A 24,520-nucleotide genomic window follows, 5' to 3' on the forward strand; every position below is an offset into this window, starting at 1 on the left:
TATAGCTTATATGTCTTATATAAGACATGGTGCATCGCAAAAGAACGGCCTATCATTATTCCAAGTGCTTCACCTTTTTTAATCCGCTTTTTTGCTAGGAATAGACCATGTCCCACTATCAAGACGACATCCAAGCCATCGCAGCCCTGAAGGAACGCAATGGCAGCGCCTGGAACGCCATCAGCCCGGAAGCGGCCGCCCGTATGCGCGCCCAGAACAAGTTCAAGACCGGCCTGGACATTGCCCGCTACACTGCCAAGATCATGCGCGCCGACATGGCCCGTTACGATGCCGACCCATCCCAGTACACCCAGTCCCTGGGCTGCTGGCACGGTTTCATCGGCCAGCAAAAAATGATCTCGATTAAGAAGCACTTCAACAGCACCGACCGCCGCTACCTCTACCTGTCGGGCTGGATGGTTGCTGCACTGCGCTCCGAATTCGGCCCGCTGCCTGACCAGTCGATGCACGAAAAAACTGCCGTGTCGGCCCTGATCAAGGAGCTGTACACCTTCCTGCGCCAGGCTGATGCGCGCGAACTGGGCGGCCTGTTCCGTCAACTGGATGCCGCCAGCGGCGACGCCAAGAAAGCCATCCAGGACAAGATCGACAACCACGTGACCCACGTCGTGCCGATCATCGCCGACATCGACGCCGGTTTCGGCAATGCCGAAGCGACCTACCTGCTGGCCAAGCAGTTCATCGAGGCCGGTGCCTGCTGCATCCAGATCGAGAACCAGGTGTCGGACGAAAAGCAGTGCGGCCACCAGGATGGCAAGGTCACCGTTCCACACGAAGACTTCCTGGCCAAGATCCGCGCCGTGCGCTACGCCTTCCTCGAGCTGGGCGTGGATGACGGCATTATCGTGGCCCGTACCGATTCGCTGGGCGCCGGCCTGACCAAGCAGATCGCCGTCACCAGCAAGCCAGGCGACCTGGGCGACCAATACAACGCCTTCCTGGATTGCGACGAAGTCGCCGCCGACGCCCTGGGCAACGGCGACGTGATCATCAAGCGCGACGGCAAGCTGCTGCGTCCTAAGCGCCTGCCTTCCAACCTGTTCCAGTTCCGTTCCGGCACCGGCGAAGCGCGCTGTGTCCTGGACTGCATCACCTCGCTGCAGAACGGCGCCGACCTGCTGTGGATCGAAACCGAAAAACCGCACATCGGCCAGATCGGCGGCATGGTCAAGGAAATCCGCAAGGTAATCCCGAACGCCAAGCTGGTGTACAACAACAGCCCATCGTTCAACTGGACCCTGAACTTCCGCCAGCAAGCCTACGACCGCATGAAGAACGCCGGCGAAGACGTATCGGCCTACGACCGCGCCGCGCTGATGAATGTCGAGTACGACAGCACCGCGCTGGCCCTGGAAGCAGACGAGAAGATCCGCACCTTCCAGGCTGACGCAGCCCGCGAAGCCGGCATCTTCCACCACCTGATCACCCTGCCGACCTACCACACCGCGGCCCTGTCGACCGACAACCTGGCCAAGGAATACTTCGGCGACCAGGGCATGCTGGGCTACGTGGCTGGCGTGCAGCGCAAGGAAATCCGCCAGGGTATCGCCTGCGTCAAACACCAGAACATGTCCGGCTCCGACATCGGCGACGACCACAAGGAATACTTCAGCGGCGAATCGGCGCTGAAGGCCGCCGGTAAAGACAACACCATGAACCAGTTCTAAGCCTGCCCTCCAACGCAAGCAACGCCACCTTCGGGTGGCGTTTTTTATTGCCCTTCGGAATTTGTGTGGTTTCCTGGTCAATCGCTGGCGCTTAACGAAACGTCACGATTGACCTAAATAGCAGAAGCCTTCTAGCATCAACCTTGATAGCCGCTACGTGCGGCTGTCTCGCTTCTGGTGTCCAAGGCCCTTCATCCACATACGATTCCCAGGACTCATCATGTTCAAAAAACATACCGGAAATACTCGCACCAAATTCGCCATGACCGTACTGGCCGCGGCAATCAGCGCCCACTTCTCGCTCGCCAGCGCTGCCACCGACGGCAGCACGCGCGTCATCGTCGGCTTCAAAGCCGGCGGCGCGGCAAACGGCAAGGCAGCCATCGCGGCGGCGCGCGGCAAAGTGGTACAGGACCTGGCGGAAATCAACGCCACGGCAGCCGAGATCCCCAGCAGCGAACTGGCCATACTGCGCAAGAATTCCCAGGTCGATTTCGTGGAGGAGGACCAGAAGCGCTACCCCTTCGCCACCAGCACGCCGTCCACCGGCACGCCCTATATGCTGGGCCAGTTGGTCCCGTATGGCATCAGCATGGTCCAGGCCGACCAGCTGCCGGACACATACGTCAGCAACCGCACGGTCTGCATCATCGACTCCGGCATCGACCTGGCGCATGAAGACCTGAACGGCAATCACCTCAGCGGCAACAGCAATCCAGGCACCGGCAACTGGTACACCGACGAACTGCATCACGGCACCCACGTGGCCGGCACCATCGCCGCCCTCAACAACGCTGGCGTCGGCGTGGTTGGCGTCAATCCCGGCCGCCAGTTGAACATCCATATCGTCAAGGTATTCAGTGCCGACGAATGGACCTACACCTCGACCCTGATCGGCGCCGCCAACAAATGCGGCGCCGCGGGCGCCAATGTGATCAGCATGTCGCTTGGCGGCGGCGCCCCGAGCATCGCCGAGGAACTTGCTTTCGCCGGGCTGGCCAAGCGCGGCGTGCTGTCGATCGCGGCGGCCGGCAATGATGGTAACAATACCCAGTCCTATCCAGCCGGCTATTCCAGCGTGATGTCGATCGGCGCAGTGGACCAGGACATGAAGATTGCCGACTTCTCGCAATTCACGCCGAAAGTCGAGCTGTCAGCGCCTGGCGTGAGCGTGCTGTCGACGGTCCCGATGGGTTCCGGCCGCGAAACGGAATTGAAGGTTGGCGCCTCCAGCTATGCTTCGCGCGTCATGGATGGTTCACCAGCAGGCGCCGTCACTGCGCCGTTGGCCAACTTCGGCCTCGGCACGGCAACCGACAGCGCCATGGCCGGCAAGATCTGCCTGATCCAGCGCGGCTCGATCTCGTTCGGCACCAAGGTCGCCAACTGCCAGGCCAGCGGCGGCGTCGGCGCGGTGGTGTACAACAACGTGGCGGGCGAATTGAACGGCACCTTGGGCGGCACCGTGACGGCAATTCCTTCGGTCGGCGTCTCGGACACCGATGGCGCCAGTCTGGTGGCGCAACTTGGCCAGCAAGCCAGCCTGAAGGTGACTGCCACCAACTACGCCTTGTTCGACGGCACCTCGATGGCGACGCCGCACGTGTCGGCAGTGGCTGCGCTGGTGTGGAGCTACTTCCCGAAATGCAGCGCGGCCCAGATCCGCAGTACGCTGGACAAGACCGCGCTTGACCTGGGTGCGGCCGGCCGCGATCCATATTATGGCTACGGCCTGGTGCAAGCCAAGGCGGCGTATGACCGCATCCGTACCATGGGCTGCAACAATTAAGCCGGGGTAAGCGCTTGCAGTGCGAGGGAAGCCATGGCGCGGATTCCCTCGTAAGACCTGGCAGAGGCGATGAACCTGCCGTTGTGGCAAAAGCCGGCATCCGGCACGCCGGTAACCGCTGCCAGTTCGGCATCGTGCAAGCCCGCCCAGGATTCCGGCAAGTCGGCCCGCGCGTCGAAGCTCTCGGCGCTGACCGGGACGGTATGCAGCAGGTGGCGCTGCTCGGCGATGCTGTAGCTGATCACGAACAGCACTTTCGGCATTTCCTTGCGCACTACCTGGCTCCATGGCAGCGCGCCGTTTTTCAGGAACAGAACCTTGCCGCCCTCCAGCACTTCGGCCTGGCGCACCTGCTCCACCGCCAGCAAGGCGCCGACCCGGTATTTGACGGCATTCACCATGACATCGGTCAGCACGGCCATGGCACGGCGGAATTGCGCCAGCCGGAACGCCTCGCTCGCCTCGCCGTAACCCACCCTTTGCCCGTCAAGCCAGTTGATGTTGTAGCCGGCAATCACTGCCGACAAACCGTAGCCGCCCGGCGCGCTCTTCGTCGCGCCGACGTCCGCCAGGTCGAGGTATTGCACCACATCCGCATCGATGCCGTAGGCGATCTCGCGCGCCTGCCCTTCCGTAAGTTCCTGCCCGGCATGGGCAAGCGCCAGCGCGCTCACACAGCGGGCGCCATGCTCACGCCACACCAGCCCCGCGCTGGCGTAAGGAACACCGGTCTGCCGCGCCACATCGAAACCTTTTTGATGATGATCGAAGCGGCCTGCGGCCGGGTCCCACACGCCGCCGACGTCGACCGCAAAGTCGGCCGTGTCGATGACCGCCTGGTCGCGCGTGCGGACGATCCCGGCGCCGGGATACAAAACGTTCAGGACAGCGACCGCCCACGCATCGTCTGCGTGGAAGGTGCCGCTGTGAGTCACTATGAGCATGCCAAATCCAATCGATGAAACTACAGTCATGATATACCGTGACACAATCCAGATACGTTTCGTTTCTATACTTGGCGCACAACAACACACGCGGAGGAAGCCTTGGAGCAGAAGATCGACACGCAACGCCGTTCCCTGATGGGAGGTTTCCTGGCATTGGCCGGCCTGGCCACGCTGGCGCCCATGGCACAGGCAATACCCCTGCCGGCTAGCACCGGCCGTTCCCTTGGCACCCTGCGCACGGTCCGCACGGCTGAACTGGAAATCGGCTACGCCGAACTGGGTCCCGCCAGCGGCCAGCCAGTCATCCTGCTGCATGGCTGGCCTTACGACATCCACAGCTTCGAAGACGTTGCGCCGTTGCTGGCAGGCGCCGGCTACCGGGTGCTGATGCCCTACCTGCGCGGCTATGGCAGCACGCGCTTCCTGTCCAAGGACACGTTCCGCAACGCCCAGCAGACTGCCGTGGCGCTCGACATCATCGGCATGATGGATGCGCTGAAAATCGACACCGCCATCTTCGGTGCCTTCGACTGGGGTGCGCGCACGGCCTGCATCATCGCCGCCCTGTTCCCGGAACGCTGCAAGGGCCTGGTCTCGGTCAGCGGCTACCTGATCGGCACCCCGGCAGGCAACCAGAAACCCTTGCCGCCGCAGGCCGAATACGAGTGGTGGTACCAGTACTACTTCGCCACCGAGCGTGGCCGGCTCGGTTATGAAGCCAACCGCAACGACTTCAACCGCCTGATCTGGAAAACCGCGTCGCCAAAATGGGCCTTCGATGAGGCCACGTTCGCCCGCAGCGCTGCAGCCTTCGACAATCCGGATCACGTCGACATCGTGGTCCACAACTACCGCTGGCGCCTGGGCCTGGCAGACGGCGAGCGCAAATACGATGCCCTGGAAGCCAGGCTGGCGGCAGGCCCCGCGATCACCGTACCATCGATAACGATGGAAGGCGACGCCAATGGCGCGCCACACCCGCCGCCGGCGGCCTATGCGAAGAAATTCACCGGCAAGTACCAGCACCGCACGCTCGCAGGCGGCATCGGCCACAACCTGCCACACGAAGCGCCGCGCGAGTTTGCGCAGGCGATCATCGACGTGGCTGCAATGTAATCAGATGAAGCTGGCGGGATGCGCCTCGAACAGCTTCTTGTGCTCTTCCATGCAGAAGTAATACGTGCGCTTGCGGTAGGTGGTGGAGGCCGCGCTGGCCTTGTCGACATCCATATCGCAAACGGGACATAGCGGGTGCCGCTCGCTTGAACGGCGCGCCTTGGCGTAGATGCTGTTGGAGTTCGGGTCCAGCCAGCCCTGGCCCTGGTATTCCAGGGTATAGGCAGTATTGCTTGCGACGGCGCGGCCAAAGTAGCGCTCCACCACGCGCAGGGCGAGGTCGATGCCGGAAGACAGCCCGCCGGCGGTGGCGATATTGCCCTCTTCCACAAAGCGCGCACCGCGCCTGAGGGTGACGCGGGGGAAGCGCATGGCGAAGTCCTTGAATGCGCCGTGATAGGTGACGGCCGACTTCCCGTCCAGCAGTCCGGCATGGGCCAGGATGAATGCTCCGGTACAGACCGACATGGTCAGGTCCGCCGTGCGCGAAGCCTGGCGCAGCCAGTCCAGCACTGCCGGATCGCCCACGGTTTGGGCCGGCACCACGATCAGCTTTGGCGCGGGTGCATTGGCGATGGAGTAGTTCGGCACGATCTTCATGCCGCCGTAGGTAGTGATCGGTGCTTCCGTTGCGCCAACGGTGTAGAGCTGGAACACCGGCCCCTCGCCACGTCCCGGCACACTGACATTGGAAAACACTTCCCACGGTCCGCCAAAGTCGATGACGACGGCGTTATCGGACAGCAGGAAAGCCACCGGAATGCTGCCTTGCGCAGGCGGTTTCAAGGGCGCTGCCGGTGCCGGTGCGCCGGGCTGCTGCGCGTTGGCAAGGCCCAGGGCCGGCAGCGCGGCACCCAGTCCCATTGCGGTGGAAATACGGAACAGCTCTCTTCTTTTCATGGCATGCCCTCGAGGGATTGTTAAGGCTTGCAGTTTCCCATCGCTCCCTGTGCGAGGCGATGCAGCTCGCTGCAGCCCGCTGTGGTTTCGCTGCAAAGCCGTCGCCCGGTGCTTTGATTTCCCCTATCATTGCGGCCATGACCGCAATCGCCCCCTTCCTCGCCTGGCTGGCGTTGGCTTTATTCGATGCCACACAAACCGTGGTATCCATGCACGCCATGGGCATGCAGCACGACTGGTGGACCTTGTTTTTCGTGATCGTCGCCTCGTGGGGCGTGTGGGCAGCCGCGACCCCGGTCGCGCTCGCACTGCTGCGACGCTTTCCCCTGCCATCGCGCGTTGCGGGCAATTGGGCCGTGCATTTCTGCGCCTGCCTGGCGATCGGCGCGGCCTGGACCTGCTGGGCCGCCACGCTCGAACATGCACTCAATCCCTTCGCCTATGCCAAAGGGCCTGAGCCGTTCCTGCCTTTGTGGAAATCGAAATTCATCGGCAACCTGGTGGGCGACGTGATCCTGTACGGCGCGATTGCGGCGCTAAGCGTGACCTTCGCCACGCGCAAGCGCCTGTCGCAGCAGCGCGAATTGCTGGCGCAGGCGCAACTGGCCGCACTGCGGCTTCAGCTCGAACCGCATTTCATCTTCAATGCGCTCAATGCGGTCACCGGCTTGATCCGCGAGAAGAAGGACAACGAAGCCATCGCCACCATTGCCGCACTGGGCGACCTGCTGCGCCGTGTCACGGACCGTTCGGAGCGCCAACTGGTGCCTCTGGAAAGCGAGGCCGAGTTCCTGCGCAAATACCTCGAGATCCAGCAAGTGCGCTTCGGCGAGCGCCTGCACTGGCAGCTCGATATTCCGGCAGATGTCGCAGGTGCACAGGTGCCCGACCTTGTCCTGCAGCCGCTGGTGGAAAACGCCATCAAGCACGGCATCGCCAAACGCGCCAAAGGCGGAACGCTGCACATCACGGCCGCCCGCGCCGGCGATACGCTGACGCTGTCCGTTGCCAACGACGGCCCGGCGCTGGCCGCGGAACTGCGCGACGGTGTTGGCCTGTCCAATACGCGCCAGCGCCTGCAGGCGCTGTACGGCGATCGGCAGTCGCTGGCATTGCTTGATACGGCGCAAGGCGTACAGGCCATGCTCATCCTGCCCTACCGGGAGCAATGATGCTGCGCGCCCTGATTGTCGACGACGAACCGCTGGCACGCAGCAATGTCGCCCTGCTGCTGGCACGCGATCCTGCCATCGCCGTGGTCGGCCAGTGCGGCTCGGCGGAAGAAGCCCTGGCAGCGCTGCCGGCGGCCCGGCCCGACCTGGTCTTCCTCGACATTGAAATGCCGGAATGCGACGGATTCGAACTGCTTGAGCGCCTGGGCACAGCGCCACCCTTTGCGGTCGTCTTTGTCACGGCCCACCACCGGTTCGCGCTGCGCGCCTTCGAAGTGGGCGCCCTCGACTACCTGCTCAAGCCGTTCGACGACCAGCGCTTCGAACGCGTGCTGGAACGCGTCAAAGAGCGCCTGCGCCTGCCGGGCGAAACGCACCGCTTCATCATCAGGAGCGGCAACGCCCTGGAGGTGGTGAAGTTTGCGGACGTCGACTGGATCGAAGCCAGCGACTACTACGCCTCGCTGCATGCCGGAAGCCGTGCGCACATGCTGCGCCGCAGCCTGTCCGAGCTGGAGGGCGAGCTGGCGCCGCACGGCTTCCAGCGCATCCACCGCTCCGCCATCGTCAACCTGGCACGCCTGCGCGCACTGGAACTCGGCAAAGACGGCGAGTATGAAGTCGTGCTGGAAACCGGCCAGCGCCTGCGCATGAGCCGCAGCTACCGCAAAACAGTGCTGGATCGAATGTCCCCGACTTAGTTATACTTGCATTTTTCTTAACCTCAGAACATATGCAACGACTGACATTGGCCATTGCCGCGCTGGCCCTGAGCGCGTGCGCCACCAAGGACCAAAACCGCATCCAGGAAATCGGGGCCACGCCGCTGCGGGACCTGAATATCGCCAAAATCGAGATCCCCGACGTCCTGCGGGACGCAGTGGGCAATCCATACAAGAGCCCTTCCGACCGAAGCTGCCCGGCCCTGCTGGCGCAAGTTGCGGACCTCGACGAAGAGCTGGGCCCGGACCTTGACGTTCCCGAGGAAAAGCAGAACCGCATGGACGCTTCGAAGGAAGCCCTGGGCGACGCCGCCACCGGCGCCCTGGCGCGCACGGTGGAAGGCGCGATCCCCTTCCGTGGTTGGCTGCGCAAGCTGAGCGGCGCCGAGCGCCATTCGAAGCAGGCGCAGACCGCGGTCCTGGCAGGCAAAGTCCGCCGCGGCTACCTGCGCGGCCTGATGGAGTCGAATTCCTGCATGAAGGCATAAACGCGCATAAACCGCTTGCTTTTGCTGCGCCGCATCATGCTAGAATCGTTGCAATCTTAGCCACAGTGGGGGCCAGCAAATGAAACGCGTAATCTTCAACCAGAAGGGCGGCGTCGGTAAATCGACCATTGCGGTAAACCTGGCGGCCATTGCGGCGCACCATGGCAAACGCACGCTCTTGATCGATATCGACCCGCAGTGCAACAGCAGCCGCTACCTGCTCGGGGCGGCTACCGAAGGACTGGCGCCGACCCTGGGCGCCTACTTCGAGCAGATGCTCAGCTACAGCATCTTCGCCAGGCCGGTCGGCGAATACGTGCACGCCACGCCATTCGACAACCTGTCCATCATGCTGGCCCATCCCGAACTGGGCGACCTGCAATCGAAGCTGGAATCGCGCCACAAGATCTACAAGCTGCGCGACACCCTGGGCGAGCTGGAAAAGGAATACGACGAAATCTACGTCGACACGCCGCCGGCCTACAACTTCTTCACCCAGTCCGCCCTGATCGCGGCCGATAGCTGCCTGATCCCCTTCGACTGCGACGACTTTTCGCGCCAGGCGCTCTACACCCTGGTCAACAACGTGAAAGAGATCAAGGCCGACCACAATCCCAGGCTGCAGATTGAAGGCATCGTGGTCAACCAGTTCCAGCCGCGCGCCCTGCTGCCGCAGCGCATGGTGGACCAGCTCAAGGAAGAAGGCTTGCCGGTATTCGAGAACAAGCTCTCAAGCTCGATCCGCATCCGCGAATCGCACGAGCGCAACCTGCCGATGATCCACCTCGATCGCAGCCACAAGCTAAGCCTGGAGTTCCTGGCCCTGTACGGCGAGCTGCAGCCGGCGTAAATGCGCCGAACTTGATCCAGGTCATGGCCGGGCGGCGGCGGCATGGCTACGCTGGCGGATTTTGCCCGCCATGCCGACCGCCCCCGAACTCCTCCTGCCCGCCGGCTCCCTGGCGAAGATGAACGCCGCTTTCGATTACGGCGCCGACGCCGTGTATGCCGGACAGCCGCGCTACAGCCTGCGCGTGCGGAACAACGACTTCTCCACCCTGCAAGCGCTGCAGGACGGCATTGACGGCGCCCATGCGCGCGGCAAGCAGTTCTTCGTCGCCAGCAATATCTTCGCCCACAACTCCTAGCTCAAGACCTACCTGCGCGACATGGCGCCCGTGATCGCCATGAAGCCCGATGCGCTGATCATGGCCGACCCTGGCCTGATCATGATAGTGCGCGAAGAGTGGCCGGAGATGCCGATCCACCTGTCGGTGCAGGCCAATGCCGTCAACTGGGCCGACGTGAAATTCTGGCAGCGCATGGGACTCACACGCGTGATCCTGTCACGCGAACTGTCGCTCGACGAAATCGAGGAAATCCGCCAGCGCTGCCCCGACATGGAGCTGGAAGTATTCGTGCATGGTGCGCTGTGCATGGCGTACTCGGGCCGCTGCCTGCTGTCAGGCTATTTCAATCACCGCGACGCCAACCAGGGCACCTGTACCAACGCCTGCCGCTGGGACTACAAGGTGGGTGAAGGCTGCCAGGATGCGAGCGGCGATATCTCGGTACTGCACCAGCAGCCGCGCCATCCGCTGGCCAACCAGACCTACCTGCTGGAAGAAGCCGGGCGCCCGGGCCAACTGATGCCGATCTTCGAAGACGAACACGGGACCTACATCATGAATTCAAAAGACCTGCGCGCAGTGGAGCACGTCGAGCGCCTGGTGAAGATCGGCATCACCTCGCTGAAAGTCGAAGGCCGCACCAAGTCCGCTTATTACGCAGCGCGCACGGCGCAGGTTTACCGCAAAGCCATCGACGATGCGGTAGCCGGCCGGCCGTTTGACGAAAGCCTGCTCGGCCAGTTGCAAGGCCTGGCCAATCGCGGCTACACGGACGGTTTCTACCAGCGCCATCACACGCAGGAACACCAGAACTATATGCGCGGCGCCTCGGAAACCGATCGCAGCCAGTACGTTGGGGATGTGTTGGGCATCGACGGCGGCTGGGCGCGCGTCGACGTGAAGAATCATTTCGCGGTGGGCGACCGCATTGAAGTCATGCACCCGGGCGGCAACCGCGATATCGCCATCGAGCGCATGCTGGCGGACGATGGCAGCGAGATCACGATTGCACCTGGCAGCGGCCACGTTGTGCGCATCCAGCTCGATGAAGGGCTGGATGGCGCACTGCTGTCGCGCTACCTCTGATTACTGCAGGTTGATCGCCGATACAGAGCGGTTGTCTTCCATAATGTATAGCACGCCGTTGCTGGAGATCGCAAGATTGCCGCCGCGCGGGTAGTTCCACACTACTTTATGGGTCGCAAGGTCAACCGCTACGGTCCTCAGCCTGCCACTGACGAAGGCCAGGTTGCGCACCACGACCACGCTCCGGAAGTTATCCTGGCCCAGGCTTTCTGAAGTCCACTGCAGCTTGCCGTCGGACAGGGAGCGGGCCTCCAGCACAGTGCTCATGCCGGCCACGGAATACACCATGCCATTACCCACAGCCATATCGACCACATTGCTGTTCGCCACCGACCAGGCAACTGTGCGCAAAGTCAGGTCAAAGGCGCTGATACCCGAACCGTAGGTCAAGGCCAGGTTGCCGGACAACGTCACACTCTGTTCGCCCACGGCGTTGGCGTCAGGACCAGGCGCCACCCACTTCAGATTGCCATTGCTGGTATCGAGCACGCGAAGTTTCCCATCCAGGAATACATAAACGTTTTCAACGTCGACAGCCGGCGTAGGGCTAGAACGCAGCGCGCTTTGCATGGGAGAGGACCAGCGCTTGCTCAAGAGCGAGGATGAGAACGCTGTCATGCCGCGGTCATAGTCATAACCGCCCATCAAAAACACGTCGGTGCCAGCGACAGTCGGTGCGCGGGAACTCGTATACGCGCCAATTGCGGTTTTTGAGACCAGATTGCCGTTCTGCTGGTCAAATACCCAAAGGTCGTTCGTCACATCGTCAGTGACCACGAACACAAACCCATTGCCGACAGCCGGCGAGTTGGCGCGGTTGACTTTGCCCAGGCTGCTGCGCCACAGAATGCTCCCGTCGGCCTCACTGATGGCAAGCAGCTCGAATTCGCTGTCGAAGCTCTTGCCAAGCGTCATAAACACCTTGCCATTATCGGTGGCGACACTATTCGTTGATTCAGTCATAGCGTTCGCAGGCAAGCTGAAACGCCGCGAGAACTTGGTCGCGTCGAAAGTCGCATCGACAAATCCGCTGTGCGCAGCGTTGCCCTGGAAGCTAGACCAGGCGCCAACGCCCGGTACACGCAAGAGCGTGCTCAGGTTGCTTGCATTCTTGACCGTCAATTTCAGCGGGACGGTCCAGGGAGAACCAGATATCGGCAAACGGCAGGTTGCCGGGTCGTCGCGGCACAGGCGAACTTCCACATTGCTGTTGTATTCCCCCGGCTGCAAGGCGGCAGCAGATTTCAGCGTGGCTTTGAATCCTTGCGCAGTCTGCGTATAGCTGACATTACTCAAACCACCCTTGTCGTACACGCCCACCATGAATTGCGTATTCAGCAGGTCGCCGGTAAACGTGCCGTCCAGGTTCAGTTCAACCTGTTCGCCGGCATAGGTTTCTGCCTGCAGTGATTGCGCCGACAGGGCAAGACGCTTAGCCGCCTCCGTTGTCGATTTCACGTTGACTTTCAGCGGTACTTTCCATGGCGAACCAGGCAGCGGCTTGCTGCAGGTCAGCGGAGCATCTTCGCACAAGCGGACTTCAAGATTGACCTGGGTCAGACCGGCGGGAAGCTTGGGCGAGGTGCTCAGGCTGGCTTGATAGGTCATCTCGTTCAGGGCCGAAATCTGCACGTCGGTGGTAATCGTGCCCGATGTGTCGACGATGGCCACATTGAACGGCTTGGTAAACGTGCGGCTGGAAGTCGCAGTGATCTTGAACGGAATCGACTCTCCTTCGTAGCCCGATAATTCGACCGGGTTCGGCGTGAAGGAGAGCCAACTGCCTTCGGGGTTGGTGGTGGTGGATCCGCCGGTGCCGCTGCTCGCGCCAGAGCTACCGTTGGCGCCCGGACTACCGCCGCCGCCACCGCAGGCGGCCAATGCCAGTGCCATCACGAACGGCACGGAAGCGCGAAATACTGGATGCATAGAAATAAGGCCCGTAGGAAAAAGGCATTATTTTATTGCAAGCAATATTTCAAAAACTCACCATTACTCACTTTGCAACTAAAATACAACGTTCCTGAACCATTCACCAGAAGATCACGCGCTGTTCCGGCGGCAGGTACATCTTGTCGCCGTCCTTCACGCCGAAGGCGTCGTAGAAACCCGGGTGGTTTTTCAGGCTGCCGTTGACGCGGAATTCGGATGGCGAGTGCGGGTCGGATTTCACCTGCTGGATCAGGAAAGCGTCGCGGCCTTTGCCGCGCCGTGCCTGCGCCATGCCCATGAAGATGCGCTGTTCCGCGGTATAGCCATCGATCACCGGGCCGGGCTGGCCTTTCATGTAAATCCTGTAAGCGCGGGTGGCCATGATCAGGCCGGCGTTGTCGGCGATGTTCTCGCCCAGTGTCAGATCGCCGTTCACGTTATAGCCCGGTACCGGGCTGTAGCTGTTGTACTGCGCTACCAGCATCTTGCCGCGCGCCGCGAACTTTTCGCCGTCTTCCGTGGTCCACCAGTTGCGCAGGTTGCCGTCGCCGTCGTACTGCGAGCCCTTGTCGTCAAAGGCATGGCTGATTTCGTGGCCGATGGAGATGCCGACCGCACCGTAATTGACCGCCGGTTCGGCTTTGGCGTCATACAGCGGATACTGCAGGCGCGCCGCCGGGAACACCACCTCGTTCAGCGACGGGCTGTAATAGGCGTTGACGGTTTGCGGCGTCATGCTCCAGGCCGAACGGTCCACCGGCTTGCCCAGCTTGTCGATGCTGAAGTTGTGCGTAAATTCGCGCGAGCGCAACACATTGCCAACCAGGTCGTTGCGCGCCACTTTCAGCTTGCTGTAATCGCGCCATTTGTCCGGATAGCCAACCTTGACGTTGATCTTGGCCAGCTTGGCCTGCGCCTGCAGCTTCGTTTCAGGGCTCATCCACTCCAGCGTCTCGATGCCTTCGCGGAAGGCGGCGATGAAGTTCTGTGCCATCTCGGCCACCTGCTGCTTGCGCTCAGCCGGGAAGTATTCCTTCACATAGGCCTTGCCCACCATTTCACCGAGCGCGCGGTTCACTTCCGCAATGGCGCGTTTTTGCAGCGCACGGTTTTCCCTGGTGCCTGCCAACACTGCGCCGCGGAAGGCAAAGTTCTCGTCGACCAAGGGCTGGGACAGGTAAGGCGCGAACGAGCTGATCATGTGGAATTCAAAGTATGCCTTCCACACCGGCAGCGGCGTCGCTTCAATCAGCTTGTCCAGCGCCGCCAGGTAGCTTGGCTGGCTGACAACCACGGAATCGACCTTGCCTGCCGCGCCGACACCTTTCAGGTAAGCGTCCCAGTCGAAGCCCGGCATCAGCGCTTTCAGTTCGGCCAGCGACAGCTTGTTGTAAGTCTTCACCGGGTCGCGGTTTTCCACAGCGGACCAGTGGGCGCGGGCGATCCCGGTTTCCAGCGCCACGATCTGCCCTGCCTCCTGCGCTGCTTGCGCATGGCCGGCCAGCGCCAGCATCTTCTCAACGTGCAGCTGGTACTTGGCGCGGATATCGCTCAGGCGCGCATCCTTATCGGACAGGAAGTAGTCGCGGTTCGGCAAGCCCAGGCCGGACTGGCGGATGCCCACCACATAGCGCGTCGAATCCTTCGCATCCTGGCGCACGCTCATGTCGAGCGGGCCGCCGGCATCGATTCGGTTCAGGTGCGCCACCAGCGCAGCGATGCCCTGCTTGCCGGACAAGGCGGCAATGCGCGCCTGCTCCGCCTTCAACGGCTTCAGGCCCAGCGCATTGCGGCGCGCTTCATCCATGAAGCTGGCGTAGTAGTCGCCGATTTTCTGCGCATCGGAACCGGGCTTGCGCGCCTTGTCGCGCTCTGCGTTTTCGATGATGGATTTCAGCTGGCCTTCCACGTTTTCCTGCGCCACATTGAACGCGCCCCAGCTCGAACGGTCAGCCGGGATCTCGACGCCGCTCAGCCACTTGCCCTGGGAATAGCGGAAAAAATCGTCCTGCGCGCGAACCTGCTGGTCGATGCCTGCAGCATCGATGCCCGACCCCGGTTCCGCCGCCCATGCGTGCGAACATGCCAGGCCAAGAATCAGGCTGCCGAGAATAGTGCGTTTCATGTCATAGCTCCGGTGAAAAAATGCTTCCGGCAGTATGCCGCAGCCAGCGCGGCGCGTGGTCGCCACAGCCCAACGAGCAACACTAAGTTACATAAGGACCCTGCATTTGACCTGCGGCCCGCCAAGGCCGATACTTGCCGGGTTTTAGATCCATTCACCCCAACCAGGAGGTAAGCAGTGAAACATTCCATGCTGGCCACCGTGCTGCTGGCTGCAGCCGCAGCACAAGCGCAGGACGTGCCGAAGATCGATCCACAGCGCTTGTCGCAGGACGTCAAAACTTTGGCATCCGATGAATTCGAAGGCCGCGGCCCGAACACCGCCGGCGAGGTAAAGACCGTTGAATACATCGCCAAGCAATTCGAAGCAGCCGGCCTGAAGCCTGGCGGCGACCTGGTGAAGGGCAAGCGCAGCTGGTACCAGGAAGTGCCGCTGGGCCGCTTTGAGATCAAAGGTCCGGTGGTGCTGAACGCACATGCCGGCAAGGACAAGCTGCCGTTCGCGCAAGGCGAGCAAGTGGCCGTGCGCGCCGCAATGAATGGCGCCAGGCGCGTCGACTTCGACAAGGCCCCGCTGGTGTTCGTCGGCTACGGCGTCACCGCGCCCGAGCGCAAATGGAGCGACTTCAAGGGCGTGAACCTGAAGGGCAAGCTGGCCGTGGTGCTGATCAACGATCCGGACTTCGAAACCGGCGAGGGCGAATTCGGCGGCAAGGCCATGACCTACTACGGCCGCTGGACCTACAAGTACGAAGAGATGGCACGCCAGGGCGCGATCGGCACCCTGATCGTGCATGAAACCGCACCTGCTTCCTACGGCTGGGCGACGGTGAAGAACTCCAACACCAACGTGATGTACGACATCGTGCGCAAGCGACCCGGCAAGTCGCACGCGCCGATGGAGGCATGGATCCAGCGCGACGTAGCCGCTGACCTGTTCAAGCGCGCCGGCCTCGATTTCGACGCACTCAAGAAGCAGGCGCAAACGCGCGAGTTCAAGCCGGTCGAACTGAAAGGCGTGAGCCTGTCGGCCCACTACGCGGTGGATGCACAAGTGATCAAGTCGAAGAACGTGATTGCGGTGCGCGAAGGCACGGCGGCGCCGAACGAAACCGTGATCTACAGCGGCCACTGGGACCACCTCGGCGTCGGCCTGCCTGACGCCAAAGGCGACAAGATCTACAACGGCGCGATCGACAACGGCACCGGCATCGCCGCCCTGCTGGAACTGGGCCGCGCCTACGCCAAGGCGCCGCCCCCCAAGCGCAGCGTGGTGTTCCTGGCCGTGACGGCTGAGGAAAAAGGCTTGCTCGGTTCCGAGTACTACGCGGCCAACCCGGTCTACCCCCTGGCCACCACCGTCGGCATGATCAATATGGATGCACTGAGTCCATACGGCCCGGCGCGCAACTTCACCATTTCCGGCAGCGCCAAGCTGGACCTGCTCGATATGCTGGTTGCCAGGTTCAAAGCGATCAACGTGGGCTACACGCCCGACCCGCACACCGAAGCCGGCTACTTCTTCCGCTCCGACCACTTCCCGATGGCCAAGCGCGGCGTGCCCGCCTTCTCGCTCGATTCCGGTGAAGACTGGGAACAAGGCGGCGTGGCTGCAGGTAAAGCAGCGCAGGAAGCCTACACCACCAACAACTACCACCAGCCTTCGGACGAGTGGGATGCCAAGTGGCCGTTCACCGGCATGGCGCGCGACCTCGGCGTGCTGTACAGCCTGGGCCGCGACCTGGCCGAATCGAAGAACTGGCCGAACTGGTCGAGCGATTCCGAATTCCGCGCGGTCCGCGACCAGAGCGCAGCAAAACGATCTAAATAAAAATACAATCCCAAGTCAAGGCCCTCCACCGAGGGCCTTTTCTTTTTCTGCGGAGCGTGCCATGCTGGCTTCACAAAAAGGATCGTTTTAGCTGGAGACAACCATGAACTTCACGCAGTCGATGAGCATTGCCAAGAAACTGGCAGTGCTGAATGCTGGCGCCATCCTCGGCATCATCATCCTTACCGCCATCTTCCTCATTTCAGAGCGCACCCTCATCCTTGAGGAAAGGACAAGCAATGTGCGACAGGCCGTTGAAACGGCTTACGGTGTGCTCGACTACTACCAAAAGCAGGAAGCCAGCGGCGCCCTGCCCCGCGCTGAAGCCCAGAAGAAGGCGATGGAAGCGATCAAGGTGTTGCGTTATGGCAACAACGAATATTTCTGGCTGAATGACATGCAGCCGAAGATGATCATGCATCCGATCAAACCGGAACTCGATAACAAAGACCTCAGCGCCAACAAGGACCCGACCGGCAAACACCTGTTTGTCGAATTCGTCAACATGGTCAAGAAGGCAGGTGCCGGACCCGTCGATTACATGTGGCCAAAGCCGGGCAGCGACAAGCCGGTGCAGAAGGTCTCCTTCGTCAAAGGCTTTGAGCCATGGGGCTGGATCCTTGGCTCCGGCGTCTACGTCGACACCGTCGATGCCACCGTGCGCGGACGCGCCGTCACCTTCGCCGCCGGTGCGGTCGTGCTGGCCGCCGTGCTGCTTGGCATCGGCGTCTTCATCGCCCGCGGCCTGCTGCGCCAGTTGGGCGGCGAACCGGATTACGCTTCCTCGATTGCCCGCAGCATCGCCGGCGGCGACCTGACCGTGCCGATCGACGTCAAGCGCGATGACAGCAGCAGCATGGTCAATGCGCTGAAGGGCATGCGCGATGACCTGGCGCGCATTGTCAGCTCGGTGCGCACCGCCACCGATACCATCGCCACCGCATCGAGCGAGATCGCGGCCGGCAACAGCGACCTCTCGGCACGCACCGAAAGCCAGGCCAGCTCTCTGGAGGAAACCGCCGCCTCGATGGAAGAACTGACTTCGACCGTGCGGCAGAATGCAGACAATGCGCGCACCGCGAACGAGCTGGCAGCCAACGCTTCGGAAGTGGCGCAGAAGGGCGGCGCAGTGGTGTCGCAAGTGGTCGAGACCATGGCTTCCATCGACAGTTCTTCACGCAAGATCGTCGACATCATCAGCGTGATCGATGGCATTGCGTTCCAGACCAACATCCTGGCACTGAATGCGGCGGTGGAGGCGGCGCGGGCCGGTGAACAGGGCCGCGGCTTCGCGGTCGTGGCATCGGAAGTGCGCAACCTGGCGCAGCGCAGTGCGGCGGCGGCCAAGGAAATCAAGGACCTGATCGGCGCCTCGGTGGAGACCGTGGGCATCGGCAATTCGCTGGTGGCGCAGGCCGGCAGCACCATGCAGGAAGTGGTGGAGAGCGTGCACCGTGTCCGCCAGGTGATCAATGAGATCAGCACCGCTTCCAACGAACAGAGCGCAGGCATCGCGCAGGTCAATGAAGCGATTTCGCAAATGGATGCGGTGACGCAGCAGAACGCTGCGCTGGTGGAGCAGGCTGCCGCTGCTGCGGCCAGCATGCAGCAACAGTCGGCAGCGCTGCTGCAGGCGGTTGGCGTGTTCCGGGTCGACGCCGAACCTTCTGCCATGACGGCGCGCCGCACGCCACGCCTTGGCCGCAGCTAATGCCGTGATATGATCGGGCCTGTCGAAAAAGGCAGGACCGGTTCAAGGTAAGCCCGGTCCCTCTCCTCCCCGGAGAGCTCTGCTCCGTGCGCAGTCTTGCATGAGAACCCACGACGATCCCGGCGCGAACGCGTCTCGGGCTCGTCGGGGCGTGGCCGGTCGATCCTCTCAGGCACTCCCGTTGGGCCCACCAACCATGGAGTCAACATGCAATTGAATCACCTCGACTTGTCCGTGTCCGATGTGGCAACGGCTTCCGCTTTCCTGATCCGCCATTTCGGCTTCACCCTTCTGCAAACCAAAGGCAATCACGGCATGGCTGTACTGGCCGGCGATGGCGGTTTGGTACTCGTGCTGACCCGGCATGAGGAACCCACCTACCCCAAGACCTTCCACATCGGCTTCCTCGTCGACGATGCTGGAAAAGTCGGCGCAAAGCATGCCGAACTGGCGGCCGCTGGCGTGAACGGGCTTTCACCTGTGCAGGAGATGCGCGGCGGCCCAGGCTTCTACTGCCGCACCGATTGGGGCATCCTGCTTGAAGTCGCAAACCGCACGCCACTTCAGGCAAGTTGACCGAACTTTCGTAAGATCGGCAGCAGCGACTGGATCAACGGTTCCGGCGAAACCGGCGGGCCGTCAACGACCCACGAGTTCTGGAATTCGGCAATCTCCAGCCCAAGGACTTCGCTCTCCGCGAGGACTTCGCAGGCGCTGCGCAAGTCCTCGAGACTCAGTCCGTTCGGATGCACGTAGTCGGTCGGAACTATGCCCGGCTCCAGCACATCGCAGTCCAGATGGACATACACTGCCCTGCCCGCGATGGCCAGGCGGAGCTTTTCTGCCAGGCCGCCCCCCGGCTTGATATGGCACACCCTGCCCGATTGAATAAGGTCCACTTCAAACGGGTCCAGGTCGCGTTGCCCCACCAGGACAATGTCTTCCAATGCCGTTCCTGCACCAAGCCCTGAGTCCCACAGTCCTGCCGGGCCTGATAAAGCCAATCCGCCGAGATATCCGCTCGTCGTCGAGGCCGGCGTATTCAAGTCGGCGTGAGCGTCGAACCAGACGATGCAGACATCGTTGTGCAAGGCCGATATGACGGGAAGCGTGGCAAGTGAAACAGCACACCGGCTCGTCGCGGAAAGGGGCTTTTCGCCCCGTGCAACGACTTTCCTGAAATGCTGTTGAAGCTTATGCAGTGTTGGCAGCGCATGGTTCAGCTCTGTACGCCACTCAGTGTTCAGGGCCGGCTCCGGGCTGCCAATGGTCACGGCCGGTAAATCAAAGAGCTTGCCCAAGTGTTCGCCGATGGACCTGGCGCCTGGAATTGCCAGGTTATTGTGGTCGCCTGCCAGGCCTTGGAAGATGGTTAATGCAGTAGTCATGGGTCCAGTTTGACGCTGCAAAATGAATAAGACAAACTAATAATTCTTAATCTGGTTAAGAAAAACTGATGAACAGCCTTAACTCTTCGCAGCTGGCCGCATTCGCGGAAATCATCCGCCAGGGCAGCTTTGATGGCGCAGCAAAGAAGCTCAATGTCACCGCTTCCGCCATCAGCCAGCGCATCAAGCAACTGGAAGACCGGCTCGGACAAGTGCTCCTTGTGCGGGAAATACCCTGCCGGCCCACGCGCGCGGGACAGGAGCTGCTAAAGCACGCAAACCAAGTCGACTTGCTGGAGAAAGAGTTAATCGAGAACATGGGCGCAGCCAATGCAGCGCTCAGCCAGCCGTTGAGCCTTTCGATCTCGGTCAATGCAGACTCCCTCGACGGCTGGTTCGTCCACGCTTTCGAAACATGCTGCTCGTCAGCGCCTATCCTGCTCGACATCCGCGTTGAAGACCAGGACTATTCTGCACAAATGCTGCGCGATGGCGAGGTAATGGCGGCGATTGCGGCCTCCCCACTTGCGCCGCAAGGCTGTTCAGCAGAAAGGCTGGGGAGCATGCGTTATCTGGCGCTATGCTCGCCAGCTTTTTTCAGCCGCCATTTCCAAAGCGGAGTCAACGAAAGCACGCTCACGCAAGCACCAACATTGATTTACAACGCCAAGGACGACATGCAGCAGTCCTTTGCGAAAGCGATCGTCGGACGCCCCATTCATCCGCCAGCGCACTTCATTCCTTCGACAAGCAGCTTTGTCCACCTTGCCAGGCAGGGCTTCGGCTGGGGCATGATTCCGGAGCATATGGCCAATGAACTTATGGTGCGCGGCGAGTTGGTAGAAGTGGCGCCGGGCAGGCACATCGATGTCGATCTCTATTTCCACAGATGGCAAATCAAATCCCGCGCACTGGACATACTGAGCACCGCCATACGGACGGCGGCGCAGCAGTATTTGCGTCCAGTTGCAGGCTGCCCTATTTGACGCGGGTGTAGTTCATCTCCATCCACTTCATGTCCTTGCCATTCGGACCCGGCCCCCACATTTCCAGCTTGTGGTTGTCGTTATCGGTGATGGCCACGCTCATCGTATAGGGGATTTCCTTGCCGCTCATCGGGTCGGACATCATGCCCTTGTACTTGATGGTGTTGCCGGTCATGGCGCCGTGGGCCAGCGTCATGCCGGTGCCACCGGAATCGATCCAGCTGCCGAAGTACTTCTTGGTCACGTTGTCATAGCCCTGGATGCCCATGCCGTCGAATGGCTGGCCCATGAACTTGCCCTGGTAATTCTCCTGCAGGTAGCGGTTACCCATGATCCACTTGCGTTCCGTGGAGCCGTCGGTTTCTTCAGGAGGTTTGGATGGGTCCATCCACATTTTCGACTTGACCGTGAACTTGCCGGCCAATGCATCGAGCTTCTTGTGCGCCTCGCCGGGCGCGGCGGCTTTGGCCATCATCTCCATCGCCGCCTTTTCATCAGGCGGCGCGGCGGCCTTCTTCTTTTCCGGCGCAGCACAGACGGCAGCGCCAGCCAGGGTGAATCCTGCAACAACAACCAGGTACTGCACGACACGACGGGGCTTCATGGCTTCCTCCTTATCCAGCAGGGTTGTGGAAGAGCCATTCTCCGCGCCGCCGCGCAGCCCTGTCAACCGCGCCGCTCGGTTTCGCGCAACTTGCGCCGCAAACGCAGGTTATCCGCCACAACCGACACCAATGCCAGCATCATCAGTACGACTATCGCATCAGCATCCAGGTAGCGCCAGAACGCCCACGCGCCAAGCGCGCAAGCAATCGCAGACAGGAGAAGAAGAACCTCGTCTTTCATCCTCGAACCTCCGATCCCATCGCGTCGCCTAGAAGAGAGAGTAGCGCCGCGTGGGGCGGCGCGTTTTGCGTTGGGGCAAGCGAAGCGTTTAAGCCGCGTAGATGCTGACGGCTTCGACCATGAAAGGAGCCAGGTCGGGGTGGATGTTGTCGAAGCTGGCGCGGAAGCGTGGGTCGTCGCGGTAAGTAGCTGCGAGCCGTGGCAGGTGCTCACGTTCGGCGGGCCAGAAGTGCTGCATGTGATGATGCCAGCGCGCGACCAGGATTTGCACGGTCTCGCTGCTGGCGCCCAGCCCCATCGCGACTGCCAGCTCGGAATAAATCGCATTGCCTTCATCGATCAGGTCTTTCTGCTTGCCCTCGCTATAGCCTTGCCATTGCCTGGCCGACGCTTGCACGACGTCCTTGCCGTATTTCTGTTCCGCTTCCCGCTCGTATTTGTGCTGGCGTTCGCGCAGGCCGTCAAAGAGTTGTACTGCTTTCATGGTCTGGTTTCCTTTCAGGTGGAGGATGGTTCTGTCCACCGTGGAGATCAGCCCTTGCAGTTCCTGCAGCCGGCCCGCCAGTGCGTGCTTGTGGCTTTGCAGCGCCGCTAATACGTCGAAGCCGGGTTGCGACATGATGTCGAAGATGGCGGCCAGCGGCACGTCCATTTCCCGGTAAAACAGGACTTGCTGCAGCCGCAACAGGTCCGCTTCGTTGTAATAGCGGTAGCCGTTATCGCCAACGCGCGAGGGCTTGAGCAAGCCGATGCTGTCGTAGTAGCGCAGCGTGCGCCCGGTTACGCCAGTTATATCGGAGAGCTGTTTCACGGTGTACATGCAGCCATCCTCAAGCTTGACGCGACGTCATGGTCAAGCACTAATTTCAGCCCAGTTCAAAAGTCGTGATGCCATACTGCCGCGCCAGCGGCAATCCCGGGTCTGCACCAGTGTACATGCGCGCCGTTTCAAAGCAGGCATGCATGCCGCGCCGCTCGGCCAGCTCGATGGCGGCCGCATTCGGCTCCGGCACGTCGAGGAACACCGGTTCGTCGGCCGGCACGCGCCCGCATACGGCCTGCATCAATTCCTCGGCCACCTGCGGCGACTCGGCGCAGAGCGGGCCAATCTTGAAGCCGGCGCGGCATGGCCGCAGCACTGCATAGCCAAGCAGCGTGCCGCCGGCATCCCGCACACCGAGTGCCACGCTGCCTTCCTGCCGCAACCAGCAGCGCATGAACTGCTGGCGGTCGTCGGGGAAGAAGGCGCGATCGTATTCCAGCACTTCGGCGAGATCCTGCGGCCCTAGCGGCAGCACGCGATCGGCCACGGGCACGTCTGCGCCTCGGCCCTCATACCTGACGTTGCGGTGTGCCAGCCTGAAGCCGGAGCGCGCGTAGTTTTCCTGCTGGGCCGGCACCCCATCCAACCCCACGTTGCGCCCTTCGAGGCGCGCCATGCCGGCGCGCCAGACCGCCATGCCGAGTCCCTTGCCACGAAACTCCGGCCGCACGATATAGCCGCCGATAAAGCCGAAGCCGCTGCCATACCGGACTGCGAAGATGCTGGCCACCGGCTCGCCATCGATCGAGCCAAGCAGAAAGCCGTCCGGGTCGGCGGCATAAAAGCTGGCTGCATCCTGCAGGCCTGGATTCCAGCCTTCTGCCGCAGCCCATTCGAGCACCATTTCCAGCTCGGGCGGGGTCATGGCACGAATGTCCATATCAGGTCCCAAGCGACGAGTCATAAGCGGCGAATGCGGCGCGCACGGCATATTCCCAGGCAGCGCTATCCTGTTCGTAAAGGAAGCTGGCCGCCGGCGGCGCGGCCGCATCCAGTGCACTACGCCGGCGATACAGGAACACCGTCGTCCATGCCACGCTGGGCGGGGCGAATTGCTTCACCAGCTCGAAGGCCGGGTGCTGCATGGGGAACGTGACGGTCGTCACCAGGGCGCCCTCCGGCAATTCGCTTGCCAATTTTTCGGCCAGCCGGTCCATCATCGGCGCGAAGCAGGTGCTGTAGATATAGACCATGCTCGCGTCGGAGACATCGGTGGCAAACATATCCTGGTGCAGCAGGCGCACGCGGGCAGCTACCCTGGCTGCCGCGGCGGGATCGTCCGCCACGCCGGCTGCCAGCATCTGCGCCAGCCGTACCTGCGCCATGTCATTGCGATAGCCAAGCAGCTCAACGCCTGTGCAGCGCATGCCGGGCAAGGCCAATGCCGCGCTCAATACGACCTTGCCAAGGCCGCTGCCAAGGTCAATGAAGTGGCCATGCAGGGGCAGCCAGGGCGCGATGGCTTCGAAGTAGTTATCCAGTTCCTGCTGCGTGAATTCGCCGTAGATCAGGCGGCCATCGTCGACCAGCCATTGCGCCAGGTCGGCGTCGGAGATCTCGGCCAGGCCGTGCGCCGGAGCGCGTTCGGGCAGCATGCCATGCTGCTGGATGCCGGCCGGTACGCAGCCTGCAATGAGGCGCCGGTGCGGCTTCAGGCGGCCAATGAAGGCATCGCGCAGCTCCGGCTTGCGGAACGCTTCGCGCACCGCCAGGCCGATTTCGACGTAACGGGCGAGCACTGCATCGTCAATAACGGGCCTTACGTGCTGCGCGCCACTTGTGATTGCCCGCCGCATCGAGAGCATGGTTTCCCCCTCACCGGTTGATTATCCACTTTACAA

At 61.8% G+C, this 24,520-nt stretch carries 21 protein-coding genes and 1 pseudogene; 12 read left to right on the top strand and 10 right to left on the bottom strand.

Going from position 1 to position 24,520, the window contains the following annotated elements; translation table 11 throughout:
• The first annotated feature begins 107 nt into the window (after positions 1-107).
• Both ASD58_RS24855 and ASD58_RS24860 read left to right on the top strand, forming a co-directional pair.
• A complete protein-coding gene (locus tag ASD58_RS24855) occupies positions 108-1,688 on the top strand; it encodes an isocitrate lyase (RefSeq protein WP_057264219.1) in 1,581 nt (526 codons plus the stop codon).
• A gap of 220 nt (positions 1,689-1,908) precedes the next feature.
• Complete coding sequence (locus tag ASD58_RS24860; protein ID WP_057264221.1) at positions 1,909-3,477, top strand: S8 family serine peptidase; 1,569 nt, start codon at positions 1,909-1,911, stop codon at positions 3,475-3,477.
• Here the strand turns inward: ASD58_RS24860 and ASD58_RS24865 are convergent.
• The gene (locus ASD58_RS24865) at positions 3,474-4,421 is read right to left on the bottom strand and encodes an MYG1 family protein (protein ID WP_057264222.1); all 948 of its coding nucleotides are present in this window, start codon (positions 4,419-4,421) and stop codon (positions 3,474-3,476) included. The genes ASD58_RS24860 and ASD58_RS24865 overlap by 4 nt on opposite strands.
• Positions 4,422-4,523: 102 nt before the next feature.
• On the opposite strand from ASD58_RS24865, the gene ASD58_RS24870 reads away from it, so the two are divergent.
• A complete protein-coding gene (locus ASD58_RS24870; RefSeq protein ID WP_229210102.1) occupies positions 4,524-5,540 on the top strand; it encodes an alpha/beta fold hydrolase in 1,017 nt (338 codons plus the stop codon).
• Here ASD58_RS24870 and ASD58_RS24875 read toward each other — a convergent pair whose 3' ends face one another.
• On the bottom strand, positions 5,541-6,440 hold the full coding sequence (locus tag ASD58_RS24875) for a DJ-1/PfpI family protein (protein WP_082565667.1): 900 nt from the start codon (positions 6,438-6,440) through the stop codon (positions 5,541-5,543).
• A 137-nt stretch (positions 6,441-6,577) separates the two neighbouring features.
• Here ASD58_RS24875 and ASD58_RS24880 point away from each other — a divergent pair, with 137 nt between their 5' ends.
• The 5 genes and pseudogenes from ASD58_RS24880 to yegQ all read left to right on the top strand — a co-directional run bounded on the left by ASD58_RS24880 (position 6,578) and on the right by yegQ (position 11,038).
• Positions 6,578-7,612, top strand: coding sequence for a sensor histidine kinase (locus ASD58_RS24880; RefSeq protein WP_162253062.1), 1,035 nt, complete (start codon positions 6,578-6,580; stop codon positions 7,610-7,612).
• Positions 7,609-8,313, top strand: a complete 705-nt coding sequence (locus ASD58_RS24885) for a LytTR family DNA-binding domain-containing protein (RefSeq protein ID WP_057264228.1) — start codon at positions 7,609-7,611, stop codon at positions 8,311-8,313. Before ASD58_RS24880 ends, ASD58_RS24885 begins: the two co-directional genes overlap by 4 nt.
• A 32-nt stretch (positions 8,314-8,345) precedes the next feature.
• The gene (locus ASD58_RS24890) at positions 8,346-8,822 is read left to right on the top strand and encodes a hypothetical protein (RefSeq protein WP_156401481.1); all 477 of its coding nucleotides are present in this window, start codon (positions 8,346-8,348) and stop codon (positions 8,820-8,822) included.
• A 79-nt stretch (positions 8,823-8,901) separates the two neighbouring features.
• Positions 8,902-9,672, top strand: coding sequence for a ParA family protein (locus ASD58_RS24895; protein WP_057264232.1), 771 nt, complete (start codon positions 8,902-8,904; stop codon positions 9,670-9,672).
• Between the two features lie 70 nt (positions 9,673-9,742).
• Positions 9,743-11,038: pseudogene (gene yegQ / locus ASD58_RS24900) on the top strand (tRNA 5-hydroxyuridine modification protein YegQ).
• Here yegQ and ASD58_RS24905 read toward each other — a convergent pair.
• Positions 11,039-12,931, bottom strand: a complete 1,893-nt coding sequence (locus ASD58_RS24905; protein ID WP_200951695.1) for a PQQ-binding-like beta-propeller repeat protein — start codon at positions 12,929-12,931, stop codon at positions 11,039-11,041.
• Positions 12,932-13,070: 139 nt separating this feature from the next.
• The gene (locus tag ASD58_RS24910; RefSeq protein ID WP_057264235.1) at positions 13,071-15,095 is read right to left on the bottom strand and encodes a M13 family metallopeptidase; all 2,025 of its coding nucleotides are present in this window, start codon (positions 15,093-15,095) and stop codon (positions 13,071-13,073) included.
• A gap of 177 nt (positions 15,096-15,272) precedes the next feature.
• On the opposite strand from ASD58_RS24910, the gene ASD58_RS24915 reads away from it, so the two are divergent.
• The 3 genes from ASD58_RS24915 (at position 15,273) to ASD58_RS24925 (ending at position 19,212) form a co-directional block, all read left to right on the top strand.
• On the top strand, positions 15,273-16,925 hold the full coding sequence (locus tag ASD58_RS24915; RefSeq protein ID WP_057264237.1) for a M28 family metallopeptidase: 1,653 nt from the start codon (positions 15,273-15,275) through the stop codon (positions 16,923-16,925).
• Between the two features lie 103 nt (positions 16,926-17,028).
• A complete protein-coding gene (locus ASD58_RS24920) occupies positions 17,029-18,636 on the top strand; it encodes a methyl-accepting chemotaxis protein (RefSeq protein WP_229210103.1) in 1,608 nt (535 codons plus the stop codon).
• Positions 18,637-18,843: 207 nt separating this feature from the next.
• Positions 18,844-19,212, top strand: coding sequence for a VOC family protein (locus ASD58_RS24925; protein WP_057264239.1), 369 nt, complete (start codon positions 18,844-18,846; stop codon positions 19,210-19,212).
• Here the strand turns inward: ASD58_RS24925 and ASD58_RS24930 are convergent.
• Positions 19,200-20,024, bottom strand: coding sequence for an arginase family protein (locus tag ASD58_RS24930; protein ID WP_057264241.1), 825 nt, complete (start codon positions 20,022-20,024; stop codon positions 19,200-19,202). The two genes, ASD58_RS24925 and ASD58_RS24930, sit on opposite strands and share 13 nt — an antisense overlap.
• 68 nt (positions 20,025-20,092) lie before the next feature.
• On the opposite strand from ASD58_RS24930, the gene ASD58_RS24935 reads away from it, so the two are divergent.
• Positions 20,093-21,010 (top strand): LysR family transcriptional regulator ArgP, encoded by a 918-nt coding sequence (locus ASD58_RS24935; RefSeq protein ID WP_057264244.1) that lies wholly within the window; start codon positions 20,093-20,095, stop codon positions 21,008-21,010.
• Here the strand turns inward: ASD58_RS24935 and ASD58_RS24940 are convergent.
• The 5 genes from ASD58_RS24940 to ASD58_RS24960 form a co-directional block, all read right to left on the bottom strand.
• A complete protein-coding gene (locus ASD58_RS24940) occupies positions 21,003-21,614 on the bottom strand; it encodes a DUF1579 domain-containing protein (RefSeq protein ID WP_156401482.1) in 612 nt (203 codons plus the stop codon). The genes ASD58_RS24935 and ASD58_RS24940 overlap by 8 nt on opposite strands.
• A gap of 62 nt (positions 21,615-21,676) precedes the next feature.
• The gene (locus ASD58_RS24945) at positions 21,677-21,856 is read right to left on the bottom strand and encodes a hypothetical protein (protein ID WP_057264248.1); all 180 of its coding nucleotides are present in this window, start codon (positions 21,854-21,856) and stop codon (positions 21,677-21,679) included.
• A gap of 88 nt (positions 21,857-21,944) precedes the next feature.
• The gene (locus ASD58_RS24950; RefSeq protein WP_057264250.1) at positions 21,945-22,676 is read right to left on the bottom strand and encodes a MerR family transcriptional regulator; all 732 of its coding nucleotides are present in this window, start codon (positions 22,674-22,676) and stop codon (positions 21,945-21,947) included.
• Positions 22,677-22,722: 46 nt separating this feature from the next.
• Positions 22,723-23,559, bottom strand: coding sequence for a GNAT family N-acetyltransferase (locus ASD58_RS24955; RefSeq protein ID WP_229210104.1), 837 nt, complete (start codon positions 23,557-23,559; stop codon positions 22,723-22,725).
• Position 23,560: 1 nt separating this feature from the next.
• A complete protein-coding gene (locus ASD58_RS24960) occupies positions 23,561-24,418 on the bottom strand; it encodes a hypothetical protein (protein ID WP_057264252.1) in 858 nt (285 codons plus the stop codon).
• Positions 24,419-24,520 lie beyond the last annotated feature (102 nt).

Source organism: Duganella sp. Root1480D1 (assembly GCF_001427305.1).
GTDB lineage: Bacteria > Pseudomonadota > Gammaproteobacteria > Burkholderiales > Burkholderiaceae_D > Rugamonas.

Bases quoted from the DNA above. Each gene is read 5' to 3' on its own strand.
- ASD58_RS24875 (WP_082565667.1), bottom strand. From the start codon at position 6,440: ATGAAAAGAAGAGAGCTGTTCCGTATTTCCACCGCAATGGGACTGGGT.
- ASD58_RS24945 (WP_057264248.1), bottom strand. From the start codon at position 21,856: ATGAAAGACGAGGTTCTTCTTCTCCTGTCTGCGATTGCTTGCGCGCTT.
- ASD58_RS24940 (WP_156401482.1), bottom strand. From the start codon at position 21,614: ATGAAGCCCCGTCGTGTCGTGCAGTACCTGGTTGTTGTTGCAGGATTC.
- ASD58_RS24925 (WP_057264239.1), top strand. From the start codon at position 18,844: ATGCAATTGAATCACCTCGACTTGTCCGTGTCCGATGTGGCAACGGCT.
- ASD58_RS24955 (WP_229210104.1), bottom strand. From the start codon at position 23,559: ATGGACATTCGTGCCATGACCCCGCCCGAGCTGGAAATGGTGCTCGAA.
- ASD58_RS24885 (WP_057264228.1), top strand. From the start codon at position 7,609: ATGATGCTGCGCGCCCTGATTGTCGACGACGAACCGCTGGCACGCAGC.
- ASD58_RS24905 (WP_200951695.1), bottom strand. From the start codon at position 12,931: ATGGCACTGGCATTGGCCGCCTGCGGTGGCGGCGGCGGTAGTCCGGGC.
- ASD58_RS24930 (WP_057264241.1), bottom strand. From the start codon at position 20,024: ATGACTACTGCATTAACCATCTTCCAAGGCCTGGCAGGCGACCACAAT.
- ASD58_RS24860 (WP_057264221.1), top strand. From the start codon at position 1,909: ATGTTCAAAAAACATACCGGAAATACTCGCACCAAATTCGCCATGACC.
- ASD58_RS24895 (WP_057264232.1), top strand. From the start codon at position 8,902: ATGAAACGCGTAATCTTCAACCAGAAGGGCGGCGTCGGTAAATCGACC.
- ASD58_RS24935 (WP_057264244.1), top strand. From the start codon at position 20,093: ATGAACAGCCTTAACTCTTCGCAGCTGGCCGCATTCGCGGAAATCATC.
- ASD58_RS24910 (WP_057264235.1), bottom strand. From the start codon at position 15,095: ATGAAACGCACTATTCTCGGCAGCCTGATTCTTGGCCTGGCATGTTCG.
- ASD58_RS24865 (WP_057264222.1), bottom strand. From the start codon at position 4,421: ATGCTCATAGTGACTCACAGCGGCACCTTCCACGCAGACGATGCGTGG.
- ASD58_RS24880 (WP_162253062.1), top strand. From the start codon at position 6,578: ATGACCGCAATCGCCCCCTTCCTCGCCTGGCTGGCGTTGGCTTTATTC.
- ASD58_RS24855 (WP_057264219.1), top strand. From the start codon at position 108: ATGTCCCACTATCAAGACGACATCCAAGCCATCGCAGCCCTGAAGGAA.
- ASD58_RS24920 (WP_229210103.1), top strand. From the start codon at position 17,029: ATGAACTTCACGCAGTCGATGAGCATTGCCAAGAAACTGGCAGTGCTG.
- ASD58_RS24890 (WP_156401481.1), top strand. From the start codon at position 8,346: ATGCAACGACTGACATTGGCCATTGCCGCGCTGGCCCTGAGCGCGTGC.
- ASD58_RS24950 (WP_057264250.1), bottom strand. From the start codon at position 22,676: ATGTACACCGTGAAACAGCTCTCCGATATAACTGGCGTAACCGGGCGC.